The sequence below is a fragment of the Pseudomonas sp. C8002 genome (assembly GCF_013385765.1).
Taxonomy (GTDB): Bacteria; Pseudomonadota; Gammaproteobacteria; order Pseudomonadales; family Pseudomonadaceae; genus Aquipseudomonas.
Genome location: NZ_JACAPJ010000029.1, coordinates 221,414 through 247,013, shown reverse-complemented (window position 1 = coordinate 247,013; position 25,600 = coordinate 221,414). Strand labels below are relative to the sequence as shown.

General features: G+C 62.4%; 23 protein-coding genes. 19 read left to right on the top strand and 4 right to left on the bottom strand.

Annotated elements, in window-relative coordinates; genetic code table 11:
• The first annotated feature begins 12 nt into the window (after positions 1-12).
• The 10 genes from HX814_RS27010 (at position 13) to HX814_RS26965 (ending at position 12,142) form a co-directional block, all read left to right on the top strand.
• Complete coding sequence (locus tag HX814_RS27010; protein ID WP_177009330.1) at positions 13-1,038, top strand: ABC transporter substrate-binding protein; 1,026 nt, start codon at positions 13-15, stop codon at positions 1,036-1,038.
• A gap of 1 nt (position 1,039) precedes the next feature.
• Positions 1,040-1,891 carry an ABC transporter ATP-binding protein gene (locus HX814_RS27005; RefSeq protein WP_008433632.1) on the top strand — a complete coding sequence of 284 codons (852 nt, stop codon included), beginning with the start codon at positions 1,040-1,042 and terminating at the stop codon, positions 1,889-1,891.
• A gap of 12 nt (positions 1,892-1,903) precedes the next feature.
• The gene (locus tag HX814_RS27000) at positions 1,904-2,752 is read left to right on the top strand and encodes an ABC transporter permease (protein ID WP_003218225.1); all 849 of its coding nucleotides are present in this window, start codon (positions 1,904-1,906) and stop codon (positions 2,750-2,752) included.
• A 96-nt stretch (positions 2,753-2,848) separates the two neighbouring features.
• Complete coding sequence (locus HX814_RS26995; protein ID WP_003218223.1) at positions 2,849-3,769, top strand: LysR family transcriptional regulator; 921 nt, start codon at positions 2,849-2,851, stop codon at positions 3,767-3,769.
• A 229-nt stretch (positions 3,770-3,998) separates the two neighbouring features.
• Positions 3,999-5,534: an MFS transporter gene (locus HX814_RS26990; protein WP_102367852.1), complete on the top strand. Its 1,536-nt coding sequence runs from the start codon at positions 3,999-4,001 to the stop codon at positions 5,532-5,534.
• 26 nt (positions 5,535-5,560) lie between these two features.
• The gene (locus HX814_RS26985) at positions 5,561-6,619 is read left to right on the top strand and encodes an HlyD family secretion protein (protein ID WP_177009329.1); all 1,059 of its coding nucleotides are present in this window, start codon (positions 5,561-5,563) and stop codon (positions 6,617-6,619) included.
• A complete protein-coding gene (locus HX814_RS26980; RefSeq protein ID WP_177009328.1) occupies positions 6,616-8,058 on the top strand; it encodes an efflux transporter outer membrane subunit in 1,443 nt (480 codons plus the stop codon). Before HX814_RS26985 ends, HX814_RS26980 begins: the two co-directional genes overlap by 4 nt.
• 73 nt (positions 8,059-8,131) lie before the next feature.
• Positions 8,132-8,641: a sigma-70 family RNA polymerase sigma factor gene (locus tag HX814_RS26975; RefSeq protein ID WP_008433639.1), complete on the top strand. Its 510-nt coding sequence runs from the start codon at positions 8,132-8,134 to the stop codon at positions 8,639-8,641.
• Positions 8,638-9,594 carry a FecR domain-containing protein gene (locus HX814_RS26970; protein ID WP_008433641.1) on the top strand — a complete coding sequence of 319 codons (957 nt, stop codon included), beginning with the start codon at positions 8,638-8,640 and terminating at the stop codon, positions 9,592-9,594. The genes HX814_RS26975 and HX814_RS26970 overlap by 4 nt, the downstream gene beginning before the upstream one ends.
• A 94-nt stretch (positions 9,595-9,688) precedes the next feature.
• On the top strand, positions 9,689-12,142 hold the full coding sequence (locus tag HX814_RS26965) for a TonB-dependent siderophore receptor (RefSeq protein ID WP_177009327.1): 2,454 nt from the start codon (positions 9,689-9,691) through the stop codon (positions 12,140-12,142).
• A gap of 62 nt (positions 12,143-12,204) precedes the next feature.
• Here the strand turns inward: HX814_RS26965 and HX814_RS26960 are convergent, their stop codons facing one another.
• A complete protein-coding gene (locus HX814_RS26960; protein ID WP_134325515.1) occupies positions 12,205-12,909 on the bottom strand; it encodes a DUF3142 domain-containing protein in 705 nt (234 codons plus the stop codon).
• 3 nt (positions 12,910-12,912) lie between these two features.
• Positions 12,913-15,075, bottom strand: a complete 2,163-nt coding sequence (locus tag HX814_RS26955; protein ID WP_177009326.1) for an outer membrane assembly lipoprotein YfiO — start codon at positions 15,073-15,075, stop codon at positions 12,913-12,915.
• 222 nt (positions 15,076-15,297) lie between these two features.
• On the opposite strand from HX814_RS26955, the gene HX814_RS26950 reads away from it, so the two are divergent.
• Both HX814_RS26950 and HX814_RS26945 read left to right on the top strand, forming a co-directional pair.
• On the top strand, positions 15,298-16,893 hold the full coding sequence (locus HX814_RS26950) for a glycosyltransferase family 39 protein (protein WP_177009325.1): 1,596 nt from the start codon (positions 15,298-15,300) through the stop codon (positions 16,891-16,893).
• A 75-nt stretch (positions 16,894-16,968) separates the two neighbouring features.
• Positions 16,969-17,214 (top strand): DUF2789 domain-containing protein, encoded by a 246-nt coding sequence (locus tag HX814_RS26945; protein WP_177009324.1) that lies wholly within the window; start codon positions 16,969-16,971, stop codon positions 17,212-17,214.
• 4 nt (positions 17,215-17,218) lie between these two features.
• Here the strand turns inward: HX814_RS26945 and HX814_RS26940 are convergent, their stop codons facing one another.
• Together HX814_RS26940 and HX814_RS26935 are read right to left on the bottom strand one after the other, a co-directional pair.
• Positions 17,219-17,512, bottom strand: coding sequence for a type II toxin-antitoxin system RelE/ParE family toxin (locus HX814_RS26940; protein WP_093203108.1), 294 nt, complete (start codon positions 17,510-17,512; stop codon positions 17,219-17,221).
• Positions 17,509-17,787 (bottom strand): hypothetical protein, encoded by a 279-nt coding sequence (locus tag HX814_RS26935; RefSeq protein WP_003218199.1) that lies wholly within the window; start codon positions 17,785-17,787, stop codon positions 17,509-17,511. Before HX814_RS26935 ends, HX814_RS26940 begins: the two co-directional genes overlap by 4 nt.
• Positions 17,788-18,047: 260 nt before the next feature.
• Here HX814_RS26935 and HX814_RS26930 point away from each other — a divergent pair, with 260 nt between their 5' ends.
• The 7 genes from HX814_RS26930 to HX814_RS26900 all read left to right on the top strand — a co-directional run bounded on the left by HX814_RS26930 (position 18,048) and on the right by HX814_RS26900 (position 25,563).
• Complete coding sequence (locus tag HX814_RS26930) at positions 18,048-18,479, top strand: MarR family winged helix-turn-helix transcriptional regulator (protein WP_177009336.1); 432 nt, start codon at positions 18,048-18,050, stop codon at positions 18,477-18,479.
• Positions 18,476-20,554, top strand: coding sequence for an FUSC family protein (locus tag HX814_RS26925; RefSeq protein ID WP_177009323.1), 2,079 nt, complete (start codon positions 18,476-18,478; stop codon positions 20,552-20,554). Before HX814_RS26930 ends, HX814_RS26925 begins: the two co-directional genes overlap by 4 nt.
• Positions 20,551-20,760: a DUF1656 domain-containing protein gene (locus HX814_RS26920; RefSeq protein ID WP_003218193.1), complete on the top strand. Its 210-nt coding sequence runs from the start codon at positions 20,551-20,553 to the stop codon at positions 20,758-20,760. The genes HX814_RS26925 and HX814_RS26920 overlap by 4 nt, the downstream gene beginning before the upstream one ends.
• The gene (locus HX814_RS26915; RefSeq protein ID WP_003218191.1) at positions 20,757-21,647 is read left to right on the top strand and encodes an efflux RND transporter periplasmic adaptor subunit; all 891 of its coding nucleotides are present in this window, start codon (positions 20,757-20,759) and stop codon (positions 21,645-21,647) included. Before HX814_RS26920 ends, HX814_RS26915 begins: the two co-directional genes overlap by 4 nt.
• Positions 21,644-23,086: an efflux transporter outer membrane subunit gene (locus HX814_RS26910; RefSeq protein WP_008433656.1), complete on the top strand. Its 1,443-nt coding sequence runs from the start codon at positions 21,644-21,646 to the stop codon at positions 23,084-23,086. The genes HX814_RS26915 and HX814_RS26910 overlap by 4 nt, the downstream gene beginning before the upstream one ends.
• Positions 23,087-23,167: 81 nt before the next feature.
• A complete protein-coding gene (locus HX814_RS26905) occupies positions 23,168-23,800 on the top strand; it encodes a hypothetical protein (protein ID WP_003218188.1) in 633 nt (210 codons plus the stop codon).
• Between the two features lie 266 nt (positions 23,801-24,066).
• Positions 24,067-25,563 (top strand): YdgA family protein, encoded by a 1,497-nt coding sequence (locus HX814_RS26900; RefSeq protein WP_087693604.1) that lies wholly within the window; start codon positions 24,067-24,069, stop codon positions 25,561-25,563.
• Positions 25,564-25,600 lie beyond the last annotated feature (37 nt).

Here is a 25,600-nt window from a genome sequence, read left to right as displayed (position 1 = left end):
CGGAGCATGACCATGTCCAAGAAAACCCCATTTGCGCGCATGGCCGCGACGGTCGGCCTGGGCGTCAGCCTGCTGGCCGGCAGTCTTGTGGCGCCTGCCGCCGCCCAGGCCGAAGGCGAGATTCGCATCGCCGAGCAGTTTGGCATCGTCTACCTGTTGCTCAACGTGGTGCGCGACCAGAACCTGATCGAAAAATACGGCAAGCAGGAAGGCATCGACATCAAGGTCGACTGGACACAATTGTCCGGCGGCGCAGCCGTCAATGATGCGCTGCTCTCCGGTTCCATCGACATCGCCGGGGCCGGCGTTGGCCCGCTGCTGACTATCTGGGACCGCACCCACGGCAAGCAAAACGTAAAAGCCGTCGCCTCCCTGGGCAACTTCCCCTACTACCTGGTGAGCAATAATCCCAAGGTCAAGACCATTGCCGACTTCACCGAAAAAGACCGCATTGCCGTACCGGCAGTGGGCGTGTCCGTGCAGTCGCGCTTCCTGCAATACGCCGCTGCCAAGCAGTGGGGTGACAAGGAGTTCAATCGACTCGACAAGTACACCGTCGCCGTCCCGCACCCGGATGCCACGGCTGCGCTGATTGCCGGTGGCACCGAGCTGACCGGGCACTTCTCCAACCCGCCGTTCCAGGAGCAGGCCCTGACCAACCCGAACGTGCATGTGGTGCTCAACTCCTATGACATCCTCGGGCCTAACTCGCCGACCGTGCTGTTCGCCACCGAGAAATTCCGCAACGACAACCCGAAAACCTACAAGGCGTTCGTCGAGGCACTGACCGAAGCGGCGCAGTTCGCCCAGAACGACAAAGGCGCCGCCGCCGATACCTACATCCGCGTGACCAAGGCCAAGATCGACCGCGCCGAGCTGCTGAAAATCATCGAAAACCCGCAGTTCGAATTCAGCGTCACACCGAAAAACACCTACCCGCTGGCGGAATTCCTCTACCGCGTCGGCGCGATCAAAAACAAACCCGAATCGTGGAAGGATTACTTCTTCCAGGACGCCAAGCCGCTGCAAGGGAGCTGACATGAACGCGCCCTTGCAAGGCCACACGGCCAGCAACCCGACCACCACCGAAGCACTGCTTTCGGTGGATAAAGTCAGCCTTGAATACCGCACGCCCGAACGGGTGGTGCGGGCCACTCACCAAGTCAGCTTCGCGATCGATCCGGCAGACCGCTTTGTATTGCTGGGGCCTTCGGGCTGCGGCAAATCCACACTGTTGAAATCCATCGCCGGCTTTATCAAGCCGTGTGAAGGCGAGATCCGTCTGCTCGGGCAAAAAGTCGAGCAGCCAGGGCCGGACCGTATCGTGGTGTTCCAGGAGTTCGACCAACTGCCGCCGTGGAAAACCGTCAAGCAGAACGTCATGTTCCCGCTGCTGGCGTCCAAAACCCTCAAGCGTCGCGAGGCCGAAGAGCGGGCGCTGTACTACCTGGAAAAAGTCGGCCTTACGGCCTTTGCCGACGCCTACCCGCACACCCTGTCCGGCGGCATGAAAGCCCGCGTGGCAATCGCCCGGGCGTTGGCCATGCAGCCGAAAATCCTGCTGATGGATGAACCCTTCGCCGCCCTCGACGCCCTGACCCGGCGCAAGATGCAGGAAGAACTATTGCTGCTCTGGGAAGAGGTGCGTTTCACCCTGCTGTTCGTCACCCACTCCATCGAGGAAGCGCTGGTGGTGGGCAACCGCATCCTGTTGCTGTCGCCGCACCCGGGGCGAGTGCGGGCGGAAATCCACAGCCATCAATACGACCTGCACAGCCTCGGCGGTGTGGAGTTCCAGGCTTCGGCGCGGCGCATTCATCGGCTGTTGTTTGATGAAGCGCCCGAGGTGGAAACCGAACTGGGTTTCGCCGATATCCGCATCGCTTATTGAAGGGTTTGCACCATGCGCCAGGAATATGAAATCACTCTCGAACCGTTGCCCGGTGTACGCGTAGAGCGCGAGTTGCCGTGGCGCCAGCGCCTGTGGCAACAAGGCTGGCTGCGTAAAAGCCTGATCCTGATCGTGCTTGCGATCCTCTGGGAAGCGGCTGCCCGTTATCAGAACAATGACCTGCTGCTGCCGAGCTTCCTGCAGACACTGAGCGCGTTCTACGACGGCATGGCCAGTGGCGAGTTGTTGAGCAAGGTCAGCATCTCGCTGGTGGTGCTGATCAAGGGTTACCTGATCGGCATTGTGCTGGCGTTTGCCCTGACCACGCTTGCGGTGTCGACCCAACTGGGGCGTGACCTGCTGAGCACCCTGACCTCGATGTTCAACCCGTTGCCGGCGATTGCCCTGCTGCCGCTGGCGCTGTTGTGGTTTGGCCTGGGGCAGAACAGCCTGATCTTCGTGCTGGTGCATTCAGTGTTGTGGGCGCTGGCGCTCAACACCTATTCAGGGTTCCTCGGTGTCTCCGAAACCCTGCGCATGGCCGGTCGAAATTATGGCCTCAAGGGTATGCGCTTCGTGTTGTTCATCCTGATCCCGGCTGCGCTGCCGTCGATTCTCGCCGGGCTGAAAATCGGTTGGGCATTCGCTTGGCGCACGTTGATCGCTGCCGAGTTGGTGTTCGGTGCTACCAGCGGCAAAGGCGGTTTGGGTTGGTACATCTTCCAGAACCGCAACGAGCTGTACACCGACAAAGTGTTTGCCGGCCTGGCGGTGGTGATCCTGATCGGGCTGCTGGTGGAGAACCTGGTGTTCGACACCCTGGAGCGGGTCACCGTGAAGCGCTGGGGTATGCAACGCTGACTGAAACACCAACCCTGTGGCGAGGGAGCAAGCTCCCTCGCCACAGTCTGCTACGATTGCGCCAAGTTCACTCATAACCAATCACGAGTGCTTGGCATGCAATTACCGGACATGAACCTGCTGGTCGCCCTCGACGCCTTGCTGGACGAGGGCAGTGTGGTAGGCGCCGCGCGGCGGATGAACCTGAGCCCGGCCGCCATGAGTCGCACCCTCACGCGCATCCGCGAGGCAGTGGGCGATCCGATCCTGGTGCGCGCCGGTCGCGGCCTGGTACCGACGCCCAAGGCCCTGGAGCTACAAGGCCAGGTGCGCAGCGTGGTGGAGCAGGCGGCGCTGCTGTTCCGCTCGGCGGACGAAGTGGACTTGCGCACCCTGCGCCGGCGCTTCAGCGTGCGGGCCAATGACTTTTTTGTCGGAGTGTATGGCGGTCGGCTGTTCGACACCATGGAACGCATGGCACCGCTGTGCGAACTGCGCTTCGTGCCGGAAGGCGACACCGATGACGAGGCCCTGCGTGAAGGCCGTCTCGACCTGCGGGTGGGCAACACCATGCCGATCACCCCGGAAGTGAAGGTGCAGAACCTGTTCACCACCACCTTCGTCGGCCTGGCACGGGAAGGGCACCCGTTGTTCGATGGAGAAATCACCGCCGAACGGTTTGCCAGCTATTCGCATATCAGCATCTCCCGCCGCGGCATTGCCCGGGGGCCCATCGACACCGCCCTGAACGCCCAGGGCCTGGAACGCCGAGTCGCGATGATCGCCCCGGGGTTTCACGGCGCGATGTTCATGCTGCCGGACTCCGACCTGATCCTGCCGGTGCCCAAGGAAGCGCTCTACAGCGCCAATCGCCTGAAGCTGCCGTTGCGAGCCTTCACCCTGCCAATTTCCCTGCCGACCCTGGTGCTGACCCAAGCCTGGCACCCGCGTTTCGACAAGGACCCAGCCCATAGATGGCTGCGCGAGACCATGCGTGAATGCTGCGAGGCGACGTGGAAGGAAGCGCAGCCCACGTGAGTCGCAAGTGAGCCCGGTCAATGTGGGAGCTGGCTTGCCTGTGCTGCGGGCGACCCGGTTTTTCAGGCATAGCGAGGTGATGCCATCGCGGGCAAGCCCGGCTCCCACAGAGATCGCCTACATTTTGATCATTGCGTCTGGTGCACTTATAAGCTTCCGATAAGTCACTTTTTGTCATGTCTAAGCCTTATTAAACTGCTCGGGTATTTCCTATTCCGAGTTGTAGTTCATGACGTCCCTCGCTGCTCCCGCACCCCTGGCCGCAGCCAAACCGACCGCCATTACCCCGCCCGTTTTCGGCCCGCGCATCATCATCGGCCTGGTGGGCGTATTGCTTGCGGTACTGGTGTCCGGCCTCAACGAGATGGTGACCAAAGTCGCTCTCGCCGATATTCGTGGTGCGATGTACATCGGCTTCGACGAAGGCACCTGGCTGGTGGCTGCCTACACCGCCACCTCTGTCTCGGCGATGGCCTTTGCACCCTGGTGTTCGGTGACGTTCTCTCTGCGCCGTTTCACCCTCTGCGCCATCGGCCTGTTCACCGTGCTTGGCGTGCTGTGCCCGTTCGCACCGAACTACGAAAGCCTGCTGATCCTGCGCACCGTGCAAGGCCTGGCCGGTGGCGCCTTGCCGCCGATGCTGATGACCGTGGCCCTGCGGTTCCTGCCGGCCAACGTCAAGCTGTACGGCCTCGCCGGCTATGCTCTCACGGCCACTTTTGGCCCCAGCCTCGGCACACCGCTGGCGGCCATGTGGACCGAATACGTCGGCTGGCAATGGGCGTTCTGGCAGATTGTCGGGCCGTGCCTGCTGGCGATGGCGGCCGTGGCCTACGGCTTGCCCCAGGACCCGCTGCGCCTGGAGCGCTTCAAGCAGTTCAACTGGCGCGGCTTGCTGTTGGGCTTCCCGGCGATCTGCATGCTGGTGATCGGCCTGTTGCAGGGCAATCGGCTGGACTGGTTCGAGTCGCCGCTGATTACCTCATTGTTGATCGGCGGCCTGGTGTTGCTGGTGCTGTTCATGATCAACGAGTGGTCGCACCCGATGCCGTTTTTCAAGTTGCAGATGCTTGGGCTACGCAATCTGTCGTTCGCGCTGATTGTGCTCGCCGGGGTGCTGATCGTGCTGCTGGCGGTGACCATCATTCCGTCCAGCTACCTGGCCCAGGTCCAAGGCTACCGCCCGCTGCAAACTGCACCGGTGATGCTGATCATGGCGCTGCCGCAGTTGATCGCACTGCCGTTGGTGGCGGCGTTGTGCAACTTGCGCTGGGTCGATTGCCGCTGGGTATTGGGCATTGGCTTGAGCATGTTGATCCTGTCCTGCGTGGGCGGGGCGCAACTCACGTCGGCATGGATTCGCGATGATTTCTACGTGCTGCAACTGCTGCAAATCTTCGGGCAACCGATGGCGGTGTTGCCGCTGCTGATGCTCTCCACCGGCAGCATCACGCCCCAGGACGGGCCTTTCGCCTCGGCGTGGTTCAACACCGTGAAAGGCCTGGCTGCCGTGGTCGCCACCGGCGTGCTCGATGCCCTGACCACACACCGCCTGCATTTCCACTCGACCATGCTGGTGGACAGCCTGGGCAACTCGCCCCTGGCCGACAGCGATGCCGCCGGCCTTGCCCATCGGCTGCACGAGCAGGCCGTGGTGCTCACCTCTTCGGATCTCTACTACGTCATGGCCGGTGTCGCGGCGGCGTTGATCCTGCTGATTTTCTGGATGCCGACGCGGATTTATCCGCCCCGCGCGCCGACTTGATTGCTCACTGAGCCAAAGGGATTGTTATGAAACGCAAAGACAAAATCGCTGTAACCGTCATCACCGTGTTTGCCGTCGGTGTGCTGGTTTACCTGCTGGCGCCGGGTGTGTTCGGCAGCAAACGCCAGAGCACCAACGACGCCTTCGTCGCCGCTGACTACACCCTGGTGGCGCCGCGTGTGGCCGGCTTCATCAAGGAAGTGCTGGTGGAAGACAACCAGCGGGTCAAGGCCGGGCAGTTGCTGGCGCTGATTGATGACCGTGACTTCCGCGCCGCTGCCCAGGCGGCCGATGCCGATACGCTGGTGGCCCAGGCGCAGCTGAAAAATGCCACGGCAACCCTGGAGCGCCAAAGCTCGGTGATCGCCCAGGCCCAGGCGACTGTGGCGGCGGATCGCGCCGAAGTGGCGTTTGCCGAACACGAACTGAACCGCTATAACCACCTCGCGGGTGTAGGCGCCGGCACCGTACAGAACGCCCAGCAAGCCAAGACGCGTATTGACCAGGCCACCGCACGCCTGGCGAATGCCACGGCGGTGCTGGCCGCTGAACGCAAGCAGGTGGAAATCCTCAGCGCCCAGCGTGATGCGGTAGAGGGCGGCCTGAAACGTGCCCAGGCCGCACTGGAAATGGCCAGCTATCAGCTGTCGTACACCCGCATCGTCGCGCCGGTGGACGGCATGGTCGGCGAGCGCGCGGTGCGGGTCGGCGCCTATGTGACGCCGGGCAGCAAGATCCTCGCCGTGGTACCGCTGGCCGAGGCCTACGTGGTGGCCAATTTCCAGGAGACCCAGTTATCCCACATGCACGCTGGCCAAACGGTGGACGTGAAGGTCGACAGCCTCGACGGCGAAGTGCTCAAGGGCCACCTCGAAAGCCTGGCGCCAGCTACCGGCGTGACATTTGCCTCGGTCAAACCCGACAACGCCACCGGCAACTTCACCAAGGTGGTGCAGCGTATTCCGGTAAAAATCATCCTGGAGCCCGGCCAGGCGTTGACCGAGCGCCTGCGGGTCGGCATGTCGGTGGAAGCCAGCGTCGACACCCACGCCGCCGCCCAGCAACGTGAGGTGGCGCAGCAATGAGACGCCTTGCCTGGTTAACCTTGAGCCTGCTCACCCTGAGTGCCTGCACCGTTGGCCCGGACTTCCAGCGCCCGCTGAATCCCGTCGGCCAATGGACCGAGCCCCATGGCCGGCAAGCCGCCAGTCACGCGGTCAACGACCCGCTGGAAGAGCGCTGGTGGGAAGTGTTCCACGACGCGCAGCTCACCGCGCTTACCCATCGCGCGCTGACCGATAACCTTGACCTGAAACTCGCCAGCAGCCGCCTGCAACAAAGCCGCGCGGCGCGCCAGGTGATCACCGCCGAGCGCTACCCGACCGTCAACGCCACCGGCGATTACCTGCGTCAGCGCAACAGCGCCGATGGCTTGAGCGATGCCTCGGGCAAGAACGGCCGCTCGGCGTTCAACCAGTGGGACATGGGTTTCTCCGCCGCCTGGGAACTGGACTTCTGGGGCCGGGTAAAACGCGAAACCGAAGCCGCCGACGCCACTCTGCAAGTCGCCGAAAACGACCGCCGTGCGGTGCTGTTGTCGGTGCTGGCGGAAACCGCCCAGGACTACATCCAGCTGCGCGGCGTGCAAAACACCCGCGCCGTCACCGAGCAAAACCTCGAGGTGGCGCGCCACAGCCTGAAGCTCTCGCAACTGCGCCTGGCCGACGGTGTCGCCACTGACCTGGACGTAGCCGAAGCCGCTGCTCAAGTGGCCGCCATCGAGGCGCGCCTGCCGGATTTGCAGCAACGCCAGGACCAGTTGATCAACGCCCTGAGCCTGCTGATGGGCGAACCGCCACAAGCCTTGTACGCCGAGCTGTCCAAGGACGCTGCGGTGCCGCAAACCCAACGCCAGGTCGCCATCGGCCTGCCGTCGCAACTGGCCGAGCGCCGCCCGGATATCCGCCAGGCCGAAGCTCGCTTGCATGCGGCCACCGCCTCCATTGGTGTGGCCAAGGGCGACTTCTACCCGCGCATCACCCTGTCTGGCAGCGTGGGCTCCCAGGCGTTGCAGCTGGCGGATTTCGGCTCGTGGAGTTCGCGTGCATTCGCCTTCGGCCCGCAACTGAGCTTGCCGATTTTCAACGGTGGCCGGTTGCAAGGCATGCTCGATCTGCGCGAAGCCCAGCAACAGGAGGCGGCCCTGGCCTACCAGCAGACCGTGCTGCGGGCCTGGCATGAAATCGACGATCAACTGACCCGCTACAACGCCAGCCAACTGCGGCGCGACAGCCTCGCCGAAGCCGTGCGGCAGAACCAGATCGCCCTTGCCACGGCGCAGCATCAATACGTCGAAGGCGTGGTGGATTTCGTCAACGTACTGACCGTGCAAAGTGCGTTGCTGGCGACCCAGGAGCAGTGGGTGGAAAGCTCCACCGGCGTGTCCCTGGCCATGGTCGGGTTGTACAAGGCATTGGGCGGGGGCTGGGAATCGGTGTACCCGTTGCAGACCGCCGGACGCTGAATGACAAAGAACTTTGCCAGCCACGCAACAAGGTGTAATGATAATTGCTATCAATAACGTATCCGAGCTTTTCATGGACACCGCGACTGACGGCCGGCAACAGCTTCATCTCCTGTATCGCGACCATCATGGCTGGCTGCAAGGCTGGCTGCGCAAACGCCTGGGGGATCGCGAACACGCCGCCGATGTGGCGCAGGACACCTTCCTGCGCTTACTGGTATCGGGGCGCTTTCCCGGTGACAAGGAAAGCCGCAGCTACCTGACGCAGATCGCCCGCAACCTGGTGATTGATCAATGGCGACGCCTGCGCATCGAGCGTGCCTACCTGGAAAGCATTGCCCACCTGCCGGAGCCCGAATCCCCGTCCCTGGAAACCCGCGCACTGATCCTCGAAACCCTGATGCAGATCGACGCCATGCTCGACCGCATGCCCGACAACGTGCGCCGCGCATTTCTGTTGTCGCAGTTCGAAGGGCTGAGCTACGCACAGATTGCCGAGCGCCTGGAGGTCACTGTCAGCTCGGTGCAGAAGTACATGACCCGGGCGATTCTCGCCTGCTACCAGGTCGTCTACGAAGAATGAGAACCCGGCACGAAGCGCCGATTGCCCCGGCCATTGTCGAGCAGGCCAGCGAGTGGTTGATGCTGCAATGGGGCGGCGAGATGGACGGCGATCAGCGCCAGGCCTTCGCGCGCTGGCAGGAGGCCGATCCGGAACACCGGCGCGCCTGGAAGCGCTTGCAGCAGTTACAGCAAACCCTCGGCGGTGTGCCTGTCGACAGTGCCCGTGCGGTGTTACGCGATACACCGGACACCCAACGCCGCGCCGCCTTGAAACTGCTCGGGCTGTTGCTGGTGGCCGGTGGCAGCGGCTATCTGGTGCAAAGCAGCCAGCCCTGGCAGGCGGCGTTTGCCGAATACCGCACCGCCACGGGCGAGATTCGCCACCTGACCTTGAGCGATGGCACGCGCCTGGACCTCAACAGCAACAGCGCGGTCGACTTGCGCTTCAGCGCCAGTGAGCGGCGTATCCGCCTGATACGCGGCGAGATCCTGCTGACCAGCGGCCACGATCCGTCCCGGCCATTGATCGTCGAAACCCCGGCCGGAGATGTGCAGGCCTTGGGCACCCGGTTTGCCGTGCGTGAAGTGGACGATGGCAGCCGCGTCGACCTGTATGAAGGACGTGTGCAGGTACGTCCGGTGCGCGGTGCGGCGGTGCAGATGAATGCCGGGGACAGCCTGTGGTTCAGCGCCAGCCGGACTTCGACGCTGGTGCCGGTGGATGCCAATGCCAGCAGTTGGACCGAGAACCGCTTGATCGCCGAGCGCCAGCCGCTGGGGCAGTTCGTTGCCGAGTTGAGCCGTTATCGCCCGGGGCTGTTGCGCTGCGATGCGGCAGTGGCCGGCTTACTGTTGACCGGCGTGTTTCCGCTGAATGACACCGACGCAATTCTCCACGCGCTTGAGCGTTCGTTGCCGGTACAGGTACAGGCGGTGACGCGCTATTGGGTCACGATCAAGGCGCGGGGCTAAAAAAATTTTTTGCCTGCGGCTTGTCGGTTTTCCAACCCCGTCCGGGATACCTCTTGAAAGCCAATCAAGAAGCGTTCTCACGGGGAGCCCTGCAATGTCGCACCACCCAATCCAACCCCTGGCCCGCGCCCTGCGCCGTGGCCTGTTTGTCAGTCTGCTGGCGACGGCGCCTGTGGTGCCGAGCGTGGTCCAGGCCCAGGAGAGTGCTGAAGCCCTGCGCCAATACAACATTGCGGCGGGCAACCTCGACCAGGCCTTGAACCAGTTCGCCAGCGCCTCGGGGATTCTGTTGTCGGTGGACGCCTTGCTGACCCAAGGCAAGCGCAGCGCCGGCTTGCAGGGCCGCTACGCCACCGGGCCAGGGTTGGAGCGTTTGTTGGCCGGCAGCGGATTGGTCGCGGTGCAATCCCAGGGCGGCTGGTCATTGCAGGCCCTGCCCGCGAGCGGCGCGCTGCAACTCGGTGCGACGCAGATCAGTGGTCAACAGGATCAGGAAACGGCCTGGGGCCCGGTCGACGGCATCGTTGCCAAGCGCAGCGCCACCGGCAGCAAGACCGATTCGGCGCTGGTGGAAATCCCCCAGACCATCAACGTCATCACCGCCGCCGAGATCAAGGCGCGGGGCGCGCAAAGCGTTACCCAGGCGTTGCTCTATACACCGGGCATGACGGCCGGCGGTTTTTCCGATCGGGTCAAACTGTTTGATGAGCCTACTTCCCGTGGCTTTACGCCGACGCCGCTGTACCTCGACGGTTTGCACTTGCCCTACGGCGGCGGCAGCACCGGCGGTGCTTTGCAGATCGAGCCCTATTCCCTGGAGCGCATCGAAGTGCTCAAGGGGCCGGCCTCGGTCTTGTACGGGCAGAACCAACCGGGTGGCATCGTCAACATGGTCAGTAAGCGCCCCAGCGAAACCCCGGTGCATCAAGTGGTGCTGGAGGCCGGCACCTACGAGCACAAAAGCGCCGCCATCGACCTCGGAGGACCGCTGGATGAGCAGGGCGAGTTTCTCTATCGCCTCACCGGCCTGGCCAAGGACGAACAGGGCGAGATCAACTACGTCGAGAACAAACGCCAGTTCATCGCTCCCAGCCTGACCTGGCAGCCCAACGACGACACGCGCCTGACCGTGTTCGCCCAGTACCAGAAAGACAAAGGCGTGCCCGAGGCCCAGGGGTTGCCCGCGTCCGGGACGATCTGGGACAACCCCAACGGCAAGATCAAGCGTGATGTGTTCATCGGTGAGCCAGGCGTCAACCAGTACAATCGCGAGCAGTACGTGTTGGGCTATGAGGTGTCCCATCGCCTGAACGACACCTGGATCCTCAAGCAAAACGCTCGCTACGCCGAAGTGGACGACCGCTACACCGCACCGTTGCACGGCTACAGATTTGTGCCCAACCCGGTAACCGGCGTGCAAGACCAACGCTATCTGCAACGCTTCGGTGTGGACTGGTCGCAGCACAACAAAGTATTCGGTGTGGATAGCATCGCCCAGGCGGAGTTCGACACCGGCGCCCTGTCCCACACGTTGATCGTTGGCCTGGATTACTACCACTTCAACTCGCAATTCCACGGCCTGTACGATCGTAATCCGCCGGTGATCGACCTGTTCAAGCCGGTCTATGGCCAGCGGCTGAATTTCGGCCAGCCTTATCGCTGGGACCGCACCGTGACCCAGACCGGCTTGTACGTGCAGGACCAGATCAAATTGGACAAGTGGGCGCTGGTCCTTGGCGGGCGCTACGACTGGGCCAACGTGGTCAACAAGGAACCACTGGCCGACACCCGCACCAGCAGCAAAGACCAGGCGTTCACCGGCCGGGCCGGTCTGGTGTACCTGTTCGATAATGGCCTGGCGCCGTTTGTCAGCTACTCCGAATCCTTCCTGCCGCTGTCGGGCACCGATATCAGCGGCAAACCATTTGACCCCTCTACCGGCAACCAGTACGAAGTCGGCCTGAAATACCAGCCGCCGGGCCAGAAGAGTTTTGTGCAGGTTTCGGTCTATCAACTGGATCAGAAAAACGTGCTGACCACCAACCCGGTAGACACCACCTTCAGCACCCAGAGCGGTGCCATGCGCTCACGTGGCGTGGAGCTGGAAGCCAAGGCGTCCCTCAGCGATGCCTGGGACGTGGTCGCGTCAGCGGCGCGCAATGACATCAAGTACACCAAGGACAACGACGGTCGTCAGGGCCGGCATCCGGCCGGCATTGCGCCGCTTACCGCTTCGGTCTGGGTCAACTACACCGTCCTTGGCGACACACCCCTGGCCGGTGTTGGCGCAGGATTGGGCGCGCGTTACGTTCGCAGCAGCTTTGGTGATTACTACGCAGGGGCGTTCAGCATTCCGTCCTATACCGTCTACGACGCCAGCCTGAGCTACGACCTGGGCCGCTCGGCGTTCAAGCTCAAAGGCGTGAAGCTGGCAATGAACGTGCAGAACCTCACCAACAAGACCTACGTGTCGCAATGCACCAGTGACCTGGATTGTTACTACGGGGAAGGGCGCACGGTGGTGTCGAGCTTGACTTATGACTGGTAGATACCGGTCATTCGCGGGCGTTTTTTAGCCCTGAGTGCCCACAGTCCAAGGACCGTGGGCACTCAGGGATTCTGCAAAAACACCACATACCCGCGAAACCACTCACTCCCCTTCAAATACCCCGGCTCCTCCCACTCTCCACCCTGAATCAACCCAATCTTGAACGGCACCCCCAACCGGTTCATGCGTGGCAGATACGCCGCGTAGTCCGGGATGCTGTGGCGGCCCTGGTAGGTCTGCACCACCACTTCATCAATCACGCCCTTGAGTTGTGCGATGGCGGCCGGGTCAGCGTTGCTGCTCCAGTCCATCAGCCCGGTGATGCTCAGGCGTAGATCCTTGGGCAAGCGTTGGCGCAGGTCGCGCAGGAAATCCGCGTATTCGTCGAGGTATTGCGTGCGCGCATCGAAGTCGATCTGGATGCCCACCACCGGGTTGCCCGCATCCCGCCAGCGTTGCACCTGGCCGAGCATCTGGCTGTACACCGACTCGGGCCAGTGCAGGGTGTGGGCGCGGTACACCACCCAGATTTCACCCTGGGTGATGCGCGGCACACTCATGCCCTGGGCGATGAATTGCACGCCACGCCGGGGCGCGCGGCGGGTCGAGTTGATCTGGCCCTGAAGGATATACAGGGTTTTCGCCTGCTTGAGCACCGGCTGCGGCGCGACGCCGCTCCACAGCCAGAACGCGTCATGGTCGCGGGCGTCCACCGCGCCGAAGGCCGGGCTTGCCAGCAGGAGCAGGGCCAGCCAGAAACGCTTCACGGCTTACCAGTAGTACTGCAGCGACTTGCCCCACTGGGTGTCGGCGAACCCGGTTTTCAACTGGCGGAACCAGCCTTTGCGCACGTTCTTGTCGACGTCTTCGCCACCGCAACTGTTGTAGCCCGAAGGTCCGTAGCAGTTGATGGCACGAAACAGCGCGTAGGCCTTGTCGTTTCGCGGTGCCTTGGGATTGCCGATCACCCGCTTGTAGCCCTCCAGTCGCGAGAAGGTTTCACCCTTGAAGGGCGAGGCAGTGCTGCCCAGGCTGCCGGCGGAGCGCGCCTGTTCCAGGGGCATGCCGTCCAGGCCGTTACGCAGGACGAATTCCCCCAGGCAGTTCAGGCCCTGCGGGTTTTTCGGATCGGCCTGCAAGGTGCTGGCGATTTGCGCGATGCTCGGGCAGGTGTAGCCGGACTCGGCCTTGTCACCGTTCCACTGGAACAGTCTCAACGACTGGCCGCCGCTGTAGACGTAGCCCAGGCTGGTGCCGAGCTTGTCATCGGGAACCGAGGCGGGCAGTTGCTTGAGGTCCTCGGCAAAGGTCTCGAACTGGCCGCGCAGCAGGTCTTTATAGAGCAGCGTGAATTGCGCAGTCTGGCGCTCTACCGGGTCTTCGGCATGGGCAAGCTGTTGGCGCAGCAGGTCGGGACCGGCGACGTTGCGCAGCAGGATATAGCGCACCTGCTTGGCACTGATCGGCGAATCGGCGGCGAATACCTTGGCCAGCTGGCCGCTGCGTTCGTAGTTCATCGCCAATGCCAGCTCCAGCTGGTCACGTTGCAACGGTTGCTTGGCCAGCGGCAGCAGTTGCAGCCACAGCGCCTCGGCGGCTTTCCAGTCTTCCTTGGCTTCCAGCGCGAGGCCACGCAGGGTCTGTTGGCTGAAAGCGAAGTAGTCGAGATTCGACGGCACGTCTTGCGGCAGCAGCTTCAAGGCACGGTCGGGCTGATGCTCGACGTTCAGGGCAAACGCCGCCTGCACGTAGGCATACAGCGCGGGCTCCTGCGCGAACACCGCTTTTTGTGCATCGAGCGCTTCACGCGTGAGCTTCGGCGGCTCACCGGCACGCATCCACATCAGGTCGTTGAGGGCCAGGATCAGCGGGTTGCCCACAGGTGCCGTGGTGCTGGTCAGCAGCTTGGTGTCGGCTTCCTGCACCAGTTCATCCAGCGACACGTTGCGCTGGGCATCGGTGGCCTGGGTCAGTTGCCAGGCAAAGTCGTCCGCCAGTTTGTCGGGGTTGGGCGCCAGCCAGTGCACCCGGCGCAACAGGCCACGGGCGGAGGCGGCGTATTCGCCCTGTGGATAAGTTTTCAGGTAGTCGTCGAAAGCGCTTTCGGCCCGTTGCAGGGCAGACTTATCCACATGTTCAAGCGACGGCGTGCCGTATTCATCGAAGGCATTTTGCTGGGCGTCGTTCAGCGCGGTGCGGGCGGTCATGTACAGCGCTGTTTCCTTCAGCCAGGGCAGCGAGCTGCTCGTCAGCCCGGCAAAACCTTTTTGCGCATCGCTGAAGCGTCCGCTGTAAAAGTCCCCGGCGGCTTTCAGGTAGGTGAGCAATGCCTGGCCGTCTGCCGATTTGATTTGGTCGGCCTCGCCTGCCGCTACGCCGTCCGAGGAACAACTGCCGAGCATCTGCAGCCGCAGCTTGGCCAGTAACTGGCGCTCGGCCTGCGGTACATCGGCCTTCACCACCTGGCTGATAAACGCGGCGGCGCTGTCATCGGCGTTGCTGCGGCAGCGGCTGCCTTCGCCGGAAAGGAAGGCTTCACCGGCGGTCTTGGCGTCGTCGCGCTTGATGCCCAGCGGGGTGAGCAGTGCATCCAGTTCGGCGGTGCGCGAGTCGTCGGGTTTGTTGTCGGGCTCATCCGCAGCCGGCATAAGCCGATACACCGGAAAGGGCACCGGGCCAAATCCTTCGGACACGTCCTGCTCGCCCAAGGCATTCGGCGCCAGCGGCATGACGTTTTTGTCCGCCAGCAACAGCCGCAGGTTGACCCGGCTGTCATTGCCGGGGCTCAGGAAGGGCAGGTTGCTGCACACGTCCAGGCTGTTGCGCGACACTCGCCAATCCGGGTAGCAAGAGTCATCGCCGCTGGCGTGGGCCTGGAGGGGAAGGGTGGCGAGCAATGCCAGTGCCAGGGGTGACAGAAGACCGATGCGCATGAAATGTCCTTGATCCTGAATCCATGGAAGGCAGCAATCATAGCGTGATCCGATGAAAGCGTCGGAGACGTCCTGCGCAAAATTCAGATTTGTCCGATTGGCGGATGGTTGGTCAAATCCATGCAAAACAGCGGGCGAATCAAGGCCTTTTGACCTAGAGTGGCGGGTGTTCGCGCAAGCGCAGGTTCAGTAGTGGGTGAGGAAGTAGAGGTGCGACGCTCTGTGGCGGAACAAGACAACAAGGCCGGGGCATTGCCCTTGCTCAATCCTGGCCTTTGGGAACATGCCGGCTGGCTGGCTCGGTTGTGGTGGGTACCTCTGGTGGCGTTGGCCATGGCCGTGCGTTTCTATGGCCTGACCGCCTCCGCCATCTGGGGCGATGAAGGTTCAAGCCTGCTGCTCGCCGAGTATTCCCTGGAAGACCTGTGGTTTCACGCCGCACATGACGTTCACCCGCCGCTGTATTTCTGCATGCTGCGCGGCTGGATCGAGGTGTTCGGCGACAGCATTTTCTCCCTGCGCAGCATGAGTGCGATCCCCGGTGTGGTCGCAGTCGGCCTGGGAATCTGGCTGACAAGGCTGGTCGCGACCCGTCGCGCGGCGGTGCTGGCCGGGATTCTGTTGGCGTTGCTGCCCACGGCAGTGCGCTACAGCCAGGAAGTGCGGATGTATTCGCTGCTGGGCGTGTGGCTGCTGGCCGCCACCCTGGCCTTGGTGTATTGGGTCCGCCAGCCTGAGCGCAAGCGCTATCTGGTGGCCTATGCGCTGTTGATGACGGCAGCCTTCTACACCCACTATTTCACCGCGTTGTGCGTGCTGGTGCATTGGTCATGGCTGCTGTTGCTGCGTCAGCCACGGGCCGGCGGCCTGCGCCTGGTCACGCGTGCGGGCTGGTGGTTGGCCAACGTTGCCATTGTGTTGCTGTACTTGCCCTGGCTCCCGAATCTGCTGGGCCTGGTGCAGCACACCGAAGAACTCAAGGTGGGCGGTGATATTGGCTGGGAAGACCCGGTCAACCTGTATTCCGTGCCGTCGATGGTGTGGCAGTTCCTCATTCAGGACCCGGGCGACCACTTGTGGCGACCGCTCTTTGTGGTGTTTCCGTTATTGCTGATGGCGCTGGTCGGTGTGACTGCCTGGCGCGATCAAAGCCGCTTTCGCTTTGGCTGGCTGCTGGGGCTTTTTTTCATGCTGCCAGTGCTGCTGGTCTATGGGGTTTCGTTTATTTCCCCGGTGTTTATCGAGCGTTATCTGACCGCCTACGCGATGAGTTTGCCGATCATCGTGGCGTTGGCCGTAGACCGTCTGTCGTCGCGCTTGCCGCTCGCAGCAGCGGCAGTCTTCGTGTTGTTTGTCGGGGTCGAGCTGGTGGGCGTGAAGACCAACTCCACCGTCGATGAGCATGATCAATTCAACGTGGTGGTGGAGTTCGTCAATCGCAACTACCAGGAAGATGACCGCATCGTCATCAGCGACATGCTGTGGTACCTGCCCTACGTCTATTACGACGAGACCGACGCCCAGTTGCAGCTTTTCACACCGCCGACCGCCGCCGGCAAGTCCACCCGGCCTAATGCCTATGGTTTTGGCACCCTGGTGGACCAGGATGGCGGGCGCATCTACCTTGATCGCTTGTCGGCGTTACCCGCCGAGATCCAGCGTGTATGGCTGATCAGCGCCGCGGAGCCGCCGGATGAGTTTGCCCCGTTGCCGGCCGGATGGCGTCAGCTCAGCCAGCAGGACGGCGGCGGCGCGCGGGCCCGGCTGTTCGTGCTGTGTAACGCGCCAGCGGGCGTGCACCGTGAGGGCTGCGATTAATCCGCGCAACACCCGAGAGGTTTATGTTCGCCTGGGGGGCTAGACTCAGGTGAACCCTCTCTCCAGGAACGCCTCATGGAATCCCCAGTCCACAACTTGCCATCGTTGTTCAAACAGCTCGGTTTGCCCGATGACCCGGTCAGCATCGAGCGGTTCATCGCGGTCCACTCCCCACTCAAACCCGAACTGCACCTGGCGGATGCTTTTTTCTGGACGCCGGCCCAGCGGGCGTTTTTGCGTGAAGAGATTCTGGAGGACGCGGATTGGGCGGAGGTGGTGGATGAGTTGAATTTGCGGTTGAGAGAGGGGCGAGGAGTCTAGGCCGTCAAGAGGCGGTTGCTTTCTCTGGTGGCCATTGGCGAGCGGTGTGCACAAGCGCCACGACCCTTACTACGTCGGGCTCAAGTTGGTAAACAAGGCGGTAGCTTGGATGAGGAATGACTTCGCGTGTGCCTGTGATCCTGCCGAGTGGGCCGATTTCTGGGTGTTTTGCCAGCCCCAGCACTGCACTGCTGAAGCGTCGATCCATATCGGCTGCGGCTTGTGGGTTTTTCTCAAATAAAAAGTCCCAGATATCCCTACGGTCCTGCGCCGCTTCCGGCGTCCAGGCAACCCTCATTCCTGATTATCTACGTGAGCACGTTTCGCAGAAAACTCAGCTTCCAAATCCTCATTGGAAATCTCTCTGCCTGCCTGTATCGAGGCGCGAGAGGCGTCTACTTTACGCTGCAAGAACGCGTCGTACTCCCGTGATTCCTGCTGGGCCTGGACAAACTGACGCATCATATCTCGCACGATTTGCGATGCAGGACGGTGGGTAGCCTCGCACTCGGCCATGAATTGGTCGCGTAGTTCCGACTCAAGCTTCAAGGTGAAAACGGCTAGTTTTGACATAAGTGAATGCTCTAGATTGGTATGTACGAAGTATATACAACGTGCATACCTGACGACGCATGTGAGCTGAGTGAGGCGACTGACGGTTGCTGACAGCAAACCACCTTTCCCCAAACCAGCTTTACTTAGCCCACGGGCCATCCACCCATCCGCAAATTTGTATCAAAACTTGACTGCATTGGATCCATCGACCATATTGATAGTTAGCAAACTAACTGTATGCGAATAATCCAGTGTCCCAGACCCTCGAACAACTCCAGATGAACATCAGCAGCAGCATGGTGGTAGGTGCCAGGACCTGGCGCAAAATCTGCCAGACCACGCTCGTCAGCTATGGCATCTCCGAAGCCTGCGCCGTGCCGCTGCTGATGATCGGCCGCCTCGGCGACGGTGTGCACCAGGTGAAGGTAGCCCAGGCCGCCGGGATGGAAAGCCCGTCCCTGGTGCGCCTGTTGGACCAGCTGTGCAGTTCCGGCTATGTGTGCCGCACCGAAGACATCCACGACCGCCGCGCCAAGGCCTTGAGCCTCACCGAGCGTGGCCGCGAGCTGGTGCAGGCAGTGGAACAGCAACTGGTGCGCCTGCGTCGCGAGGTGCTGGCGACAATCGACCCCGATGACCTGGAAGCTGCTTTGCGTGTACTGCGGGCCTTCGAAGGTGCCAATCAACATCCCATGGTTGTGAGTTCTTGAACGGATTTTTTACCGGCATGCCGCCGGCCAGGGATTGGTTCTATGGCGTAAGGACATTCGCCGCTTCAATGATCGCGTTGTACATCGCCATGCTGATGCAAATGCCGCGTCCGTATTGGGCGATGGCCACGGTGTATATCGTGTCCAGCCCGTTTGTCGGCCCTACCAGCTCCAAGGCGCTGTACCGGGCGGTCGGTACCTTCATGGGCGCCGCCGCTGCGGTGTTTTTTGTGCCGATGTTTGTGCAGACGCCTTACGTGTTAGTGGTGGTGATCGCGCTGTGGACCGGGATTCTGCTGTTCCTGTCCCTGCACCTGCGCACCGCCAACAGCTATGCGCTGATGCTGGCCGGCTACACCTTGCCGCTGATCGCCCTGCCGGTGGTGGATAACCCGCTGGCGGTGTGGGATGTGGCCGAAGCGCGGACTGAAGAAATCTTCCTTGGCATTGCCGTGGCGGCCGTGGTCGGTGCGATGTTCTGGCCGCGACGCCTGGCGCCGGTGTTCGATGACTCGGTAAGCAAGTGGTTTGCCGACGCGCAGGTCTACAGCCGGCGCTTCCTCAGCCGCAACGTCCAGCCCGAAGAAATCAGCACCCTGCGCGGCGGCATGGTTGCCACCTTCAACACCCTGGAATTGATGATCGGCCAGTTGCCCCATGAGGGCTCGCGGCCGCAAACGGTGCGCAACACCAAGGAGCTGCGCGGGCGGATGATCCACCTGCTGCCGGTGATCGATGCCCTCGACGACGCCGTGTACGCCCTGGAACACCGCGCCCCGGAGTTGCTCGAGCGCTTCACGCCGCTGCTGACCGCCGCCAACGAGTGGCTGGTCAGCACGCAAAAGGATGCGCCCCTCGAACGCTGGCGTGTCCTGCGCGACCAGATCGAAGCCCTGCAACCCGATGCCGACGCCCTGGATGACCGCCATCAGTTGCTGTTCTCCAACGCCCTGTATCGCCTGGGCGAGTGGGTGGATCTGTGGCAGGACTGCCGCAGCCTGCAAGCCGCCATCCAGTGCGAAAGCCAGGACAGCTGGCGCGCAGTTTACCGCCACTGGCGCCTGGGCCGGCTGACGCCATTCCTCGACCGGGGCCTGATGTTCTACTCGGCGTTTTCCACCGTCACCGCGATCATCGTCGCCTCGGTGCTGTGGATCCTGCTGGGCTGGACCGACGGTGGCAGCGCGGTGATCCTCGCGGCGGTGGCCTGCAGCTTCTTCGCCTCCATGGACGACCCGGCGCCGCAGATCTACCGGTTCTTTTTCTGGACCGCGATGTCGGTGCTGTTCGCCAGCCTCTACTTGTTTCTGGTGCTGCCCAACCTGCATGATTTCCCGATGCTGGTGCTGGCGTTTTCGGTGCCCTTTATCTGCATCGGCACGCTGACGGTACAGCCGCGCTTCTACCTCGGCATGCTGCTGACGCTGGTCAACACCTCGTCGTTCATCAGCATCCAGGGTGCCTACGACGCGGACTTCCTGGCCTTCGCCAACTCCAACCTGGCGGGCCCGGTGGGCTTGTTGTTCGCCTTTGTCTGGACCCTGATTGCCCGGCCGTTCGGCGCTGAGCTTGCGGCCAAGCGCCTGACCCGTTTCAGCTGGCGCGACATCGTCACCCTGACCGAGCCTGCGACCCTGGCCGAACACCGCAAGATGGGCGTGCAAATGCTCGACCGCCTGATGCAACACCTGCCGCGCCTGGCCATGACCGGCCAGGACACCGGCATCGCCCTGCGGGAAGTGCGGGTGGCGCTGAACCTGCTGGACCTGCTGGCGTACTCGCCGCGCATCCTCGGGGTGCCGCGGGTGTTGTTGAACCAGGTGGTGGAAGGCGTCGGCGGTTACTTCAAGGCCTGCCTCAAGGCCGGTGAACGTCTGCCGGCCCCCAGCGGTCTGCTGATGACCCTCGACCGTACCCGCCGCGCCCTCAACGGCCAGGGCCTGCAAGGCGAGGACGAAACCCGCCTGCATTTGTTGCACGCCCTCAGCGGCTTGCGCCTGGCGCTGTTGCCCGGCGTGGAATTTCTTGGCGGCACAGAGATGGAAGCGCCGTTACCCGATGGAGCGCCTTTATGATCGGTGATCTGGATATCAGCGGGGTGTTCCTGCCCACGTTGCTGGTGCTGATGGGCATTACGTATGTGTTGTACCTGGTGGTGCACGGGCTGTTGACCCGCGTCCACTTCTATCGCCTGGTCTGGCACCGGGCATTGTTCAATGTGGGTCTCTACGCTCTGTTGCTGGGCGCAGTGGATTCACTCAGTCGATACCTCATGACATGAAAAAACCTTTTTTGACCATTGGCCGTGTAGTCCTGACGTTACTGGTGGTGACCTTCGCCTGCGTCGTGGTGTGGCGCATGGTGATGTACTACATGTTCGCGCCGTGGACCCGTGACGGCCACATCCGTGCCGACATCGTGCAGATCGCCCCGGACGTGTCCGGGTTGATCCAGCAAGTGGACGTGCGCGACAACCAGTTGGTGGTGCGCGGCCAGGTGCTGTTCTCCGTCGACCAGGACCGTTTCAAGCTGGCCCTGCGCCAGGCCCAGGCCGCCGTGGCCGACCGTCAGGAAACCCTGGCCCAGGCCGTGCGCGAGAACAAGCGTAACCGTGGCCTCGGCAACCTGGTGGCCAGCGAGCAACTGGAAGAAAGCCAGTCCCGCGTCGCCCGTGCCCAATCGGCCCTGGCCGAGTCGCAAGTGGCGGTGGATGCCGCGCAACTCAACCTGGACCGCTCGGTGATCCGCAGCCCGGTGGACGGCTACATCAACGACCGTGCGCCGCGTAACCAGGAGTTCGTGACCGCCGGGCGCCCGGTGTTGTCGGTGGTGGACAGCAACTCCTTCCACATCGACGGCTACTTTGAAGAGACCAAGCTCGACGGCATTCACGTCGGCCAGAGCGTCGACATCCGCGTGATCGGCGATAACGCTCGCCTGCGCGGGCATGTGCAGAGCATCGTCGCCGGTATCGAAGACCGTGACCGCACCAGCGGCTCCAACCTGTTGCCCAACGTCAACCCGGCGTTCAGCTGGGTGCGCCTGGCCCAGCGGATTCCGGTGCGCATTGCGTTTGACGATGTGCCGGCGGACTTCCGCATGATTGCCGGGCGCACCGCCACCGTGTCGATCATCGACGACCAACCCAAGTCGGAGAACAAGCCATGAAACGGCTTTTAGCAACCGCCGGGCTGGGGTTGTTGCTGTCGGCCTGCCAAGTGGTGGGGCCCGATTACAAACTGCCGGACAAGGCGGCCGTGAACCGCGGTGACCTTCAGGGCCAGTTGGCCGGGGAGGGCAGCAATGTGGTGTCGGCGCCGGTACCGGCGGACTGGTGGAAGCTCTACCAGGACCCGCGCCTGGATAAGCTGGTGGAGCAGGCCATGGCCTCCAACACCGACCTGCGGGTGGCTGCGGCCAACTTGCAGCGCTCGCGCTATCAGGTGCAGCAAGCCGAATCGGCCGGCGGCTGGAGTGCCGGGGCCAAGGCCGAAGCCCAGCGCCTGCAAGAATCGGGTGAGGCCTATTTGCTGACGGAAAAAGTCCCGGTGGCGAATATCGGCAGCGCCAGTATCAGCACCTCCTATCAATTCGATTTGTTCGGCACCTTGCAGCGCGGCATTGAAAGCTCCCAGGCCACTGCCGATGCGGCCCAGGCGGCGTCCGATATCGCCCGTATCACCCTGGTGGCGGACGTGGTGCGCTCCTACACCCAGGTGTGCGCGGCCAACGAAGAGCTGGCGATCGCCAACGAGTCCCTCGACCTGCAAGCCCAGAGCACGCACCTGACCCAGCGCCTGCGGGATGCCGGGCGCGGTGATGAAACCCAGGTCACCCGTTCGCAAACCCAATACAAATCCTTGCGCGCCGAAATGCCGCGCTATGAAGCACTGCGCCAGGCCGGGCTGTTCCGCCTGTCGATGTTGCTGGCCAGGCCGCTGGATCAACTGCCGGCCGGCACTGCCCAATGCGCCGAACTGCCGCACATCGCGCAACTGCTGCCGGTGGGCGATGGCGCCACGCTGCTCAAGCGCCGCCCTGACGTGCGCCAGGCCGAACGCCAACTGGCGGCGGCCACCGCGCGCATCGGTGTGGCCACCGGCGCGCTGTACCCGGACATCAGCATCGGCGCCACCGTGGGCACCGTCGGCATCCTGGATGACCTCGGCACCCCGGCCACCAACCGTTGGGGCTTTGGCCCGCTGATCAGCTGGACGCTGCCGACCAACGGCGCCCGCGCCCGCATCCACGAAGCCGAAGCCGCGACCCAGGGCGCCCTGGCGCACTTCGACGGGGTGGTGCTCAACGCTATCCGTGAAACCCAGACGGGCCTCGCGCAATACACCGCGCAACTGCAACGCCGCGATGCCCTGGCGGATGCCGGCGCGTCGGCCAAAGAGGCGGCGGAGCAGACGCACCGGTTCTTCCAGGCCGGCCGCGCGTCGTTCCTGGCCGACCTGCAAGCTACCCGCACCTACACCGACGTGCGGGCGCAACTGGCCGCGGCTAACACCCAGGTTGCCATGAGCCAGATCGATTTGTTCCTGGCCCTGGGCGGTGGCTGGGAAAGTGGACGAACGCAAGCCACACAAGCCAGCAAACCCTGAGCTGATTGCTATGCTTTGACAGGCGGACTTACGTGATGGTCCGCTGGTCACTGCTCGCGTTTGCTCATGGGGATTCCAATAATGAAAAACCCTTATGCTCCCGCTTTCTGGTGCGTGTTCTTCGCACTGGTGTTGCTATCGGCGACTTACTTCTACGGCATCATGCTGGCCCATCAAATCGACAAGGCCATGGTGTTCCTCGACAGCGCCAGCGCGCTGATCGCGGTGCTGTCCATCGGCGTGGTGGCCTGGGCCTCCTACCAGGGCCAGCGAATCAAGCGAAGACTGCTCGAACAAGGCAAGACCCGCGTGGCGATCTGGGACACCAAGGTTGCCCTGCGCCGGGTCGAGACGGTGTTCGACCGCTACTTCTGGGGCAGCTACTGGCAGCCGGGGCGCACCTTCCAGGAAGTCATGGGCGAACTGACCGGCACACCGCTGGAAAAAAGCCTCGAAGCCCTGAAAAAACAATGCGTGATGCTTGATCGGCAAGTCGCCGACGGACGGCATTGGCTGAATAACGCCCGGGAATTATCCGACGTGGCCACTGCGATGGCGCGAGAGCGTTACCAGCTGGATTTTTATGATCCCAAGTCGGATACGCCGGGCAATGCGGTGATTCACCGTGAGTTTGAGGTGCTGGTGTATACGTGGACGGCGCGCCTGAAAAGCTTCGACCATCAACTCGATGAGATCGAAACCGAGTATTCCTGAAATCTGTGGTGTCTGTACTGACGCCTTCGCGAGCAAGCCCGCTCCCACATTCGATCGAGTTCCATCTTTGGAATGCAGTCGAATGTGGGAGCGGGCTTGCTCGCGAAGGCACTTTACCGTTCAGCGCTGAAGTCTGCGCCTATTGAAAAATTGGGCTGCATACGCCAGCCAATGCTAATCTTCCCCGGATTTCGGCGGGCTTGAGCCGACACCCTTCGGGGTTCAGGGAAGACAGCCCACTTCACAGGATTTGATCAGGTCACTACATGAATAAGCCAGCAGTCGTTCTCTTGGGTATCGTCGTCGCCATTGGTGCAATCAGCGCAGGCGGTGCCTGGTACACCGGCAAGCAACTGGAGCCGGTGCTGCAAACCGCCATCCAGGACGCCAACAAGGAACTGCAGACCTCCATGGCCGGTGTCGACGGCACTGTGACCCTCGAACTGGTCTCCCTCGACCGTCAGCTGTTCAGCAGCACCGCCCACTATCGCCTCAAGGCCCAGGGCGCGGTGTTCGGCGAAAATCATCAGGACACCGAACTGCTGTTCGTCGACCATATCGAACACGGCCCGCTGCCGTTCTCGCGCCTGGTGTCGCTGAAGTGGCTGCCGGTCATGGCCACCAGTCACTACGAACTCGAGAAAAACCCCACCACCGAAAAATGGTTCGCTGCCAGCAAGGACGTGTCGCCCCTCAAAGGCGTGGCCAACATCGGCTATGACCGCTCGGTGACCGGCAACGTTGAACTGCTGCCCCTGGAACTCAAGGACGACAAGTCGGCCGTGAGCTTCTCCGGCGCCAACCTCGACTTCGACTCCACCGCCGAAGGCAAGAAGGTCAAGGCCAGCGGCTACATGGACAGCCTCAAGGTCTCGGTTGTCGATGCCAACAACGCCAAGCTGGATGCGGAGCTGAGCGGCCTGACCATCGCCAGCAACCTGGAAAAAACCACCTTCGGTTTCTACACCGGGCAAAACACCGTCGAGCTGACCAACACCAAGGTCACCTTCGGCCCGCAGCAAGCAGTGCTGACTCTCAAGAACTTTGAGCAGAAAGACAGCAGCGAAACCAAGGACAACAACCTGGCCGGCCGCGTCGACTACAAGATCGACGAGATCGGTTACCAGGGCAAGCCAGTGGGTTCGGCGGCCATGGCCGTCAGCATGAAGAACGTCGACATCCCGTCGATGCTGGTACTGACCAAGCTCTACCAGGAAAAAGTACAGCCGGCCCAGGCCGCTGCCGCTGCTGGCCAGCCCGTGCCTGAGTTGCAACTGACCGAAGCCGAGCAGACCCTGGCCCAGGCCAACGTCGACCAACTGCTGGCTGCCAAGCCGCAAGTGGCGGTAGAAAACCTGTCGCTGAAAACCACCAATGGCGAGAGCCGCTTCAACCTGGTGGCGGACTTCGCCAAGCCGTCGAGCATGGACCTGCCGCCGGTTGAACTGGGCAAGCAAATCGTTGCGCTGCTGGACGCCAACCTGACCCTGTCCAAGCCGATGATCCAGGACGTTGCCGGCCTGCAGGCGCAGATCGGTGGTGTGACCGACCCGAAAGCCATCGAGCAGCAATCCCAGATGGCCAGCGAGATGATCAGCGGCATGGCCGTGGGTACTCAACTGGCGACCCTGGTGGGTACCGATATCGTGTCCAAGCTGCACTACGCCAACAATGAAGTGACCTTCAACGGCCAGAAAATGACCGTCGAGCAATTCATTGGTTTTGTGCTGGGCAAGTTCGGCGCGGTCAGCGGCGCTCAATAAGATTCGGCTCAAAGTGATGTAGGCCAATTCTGAACAA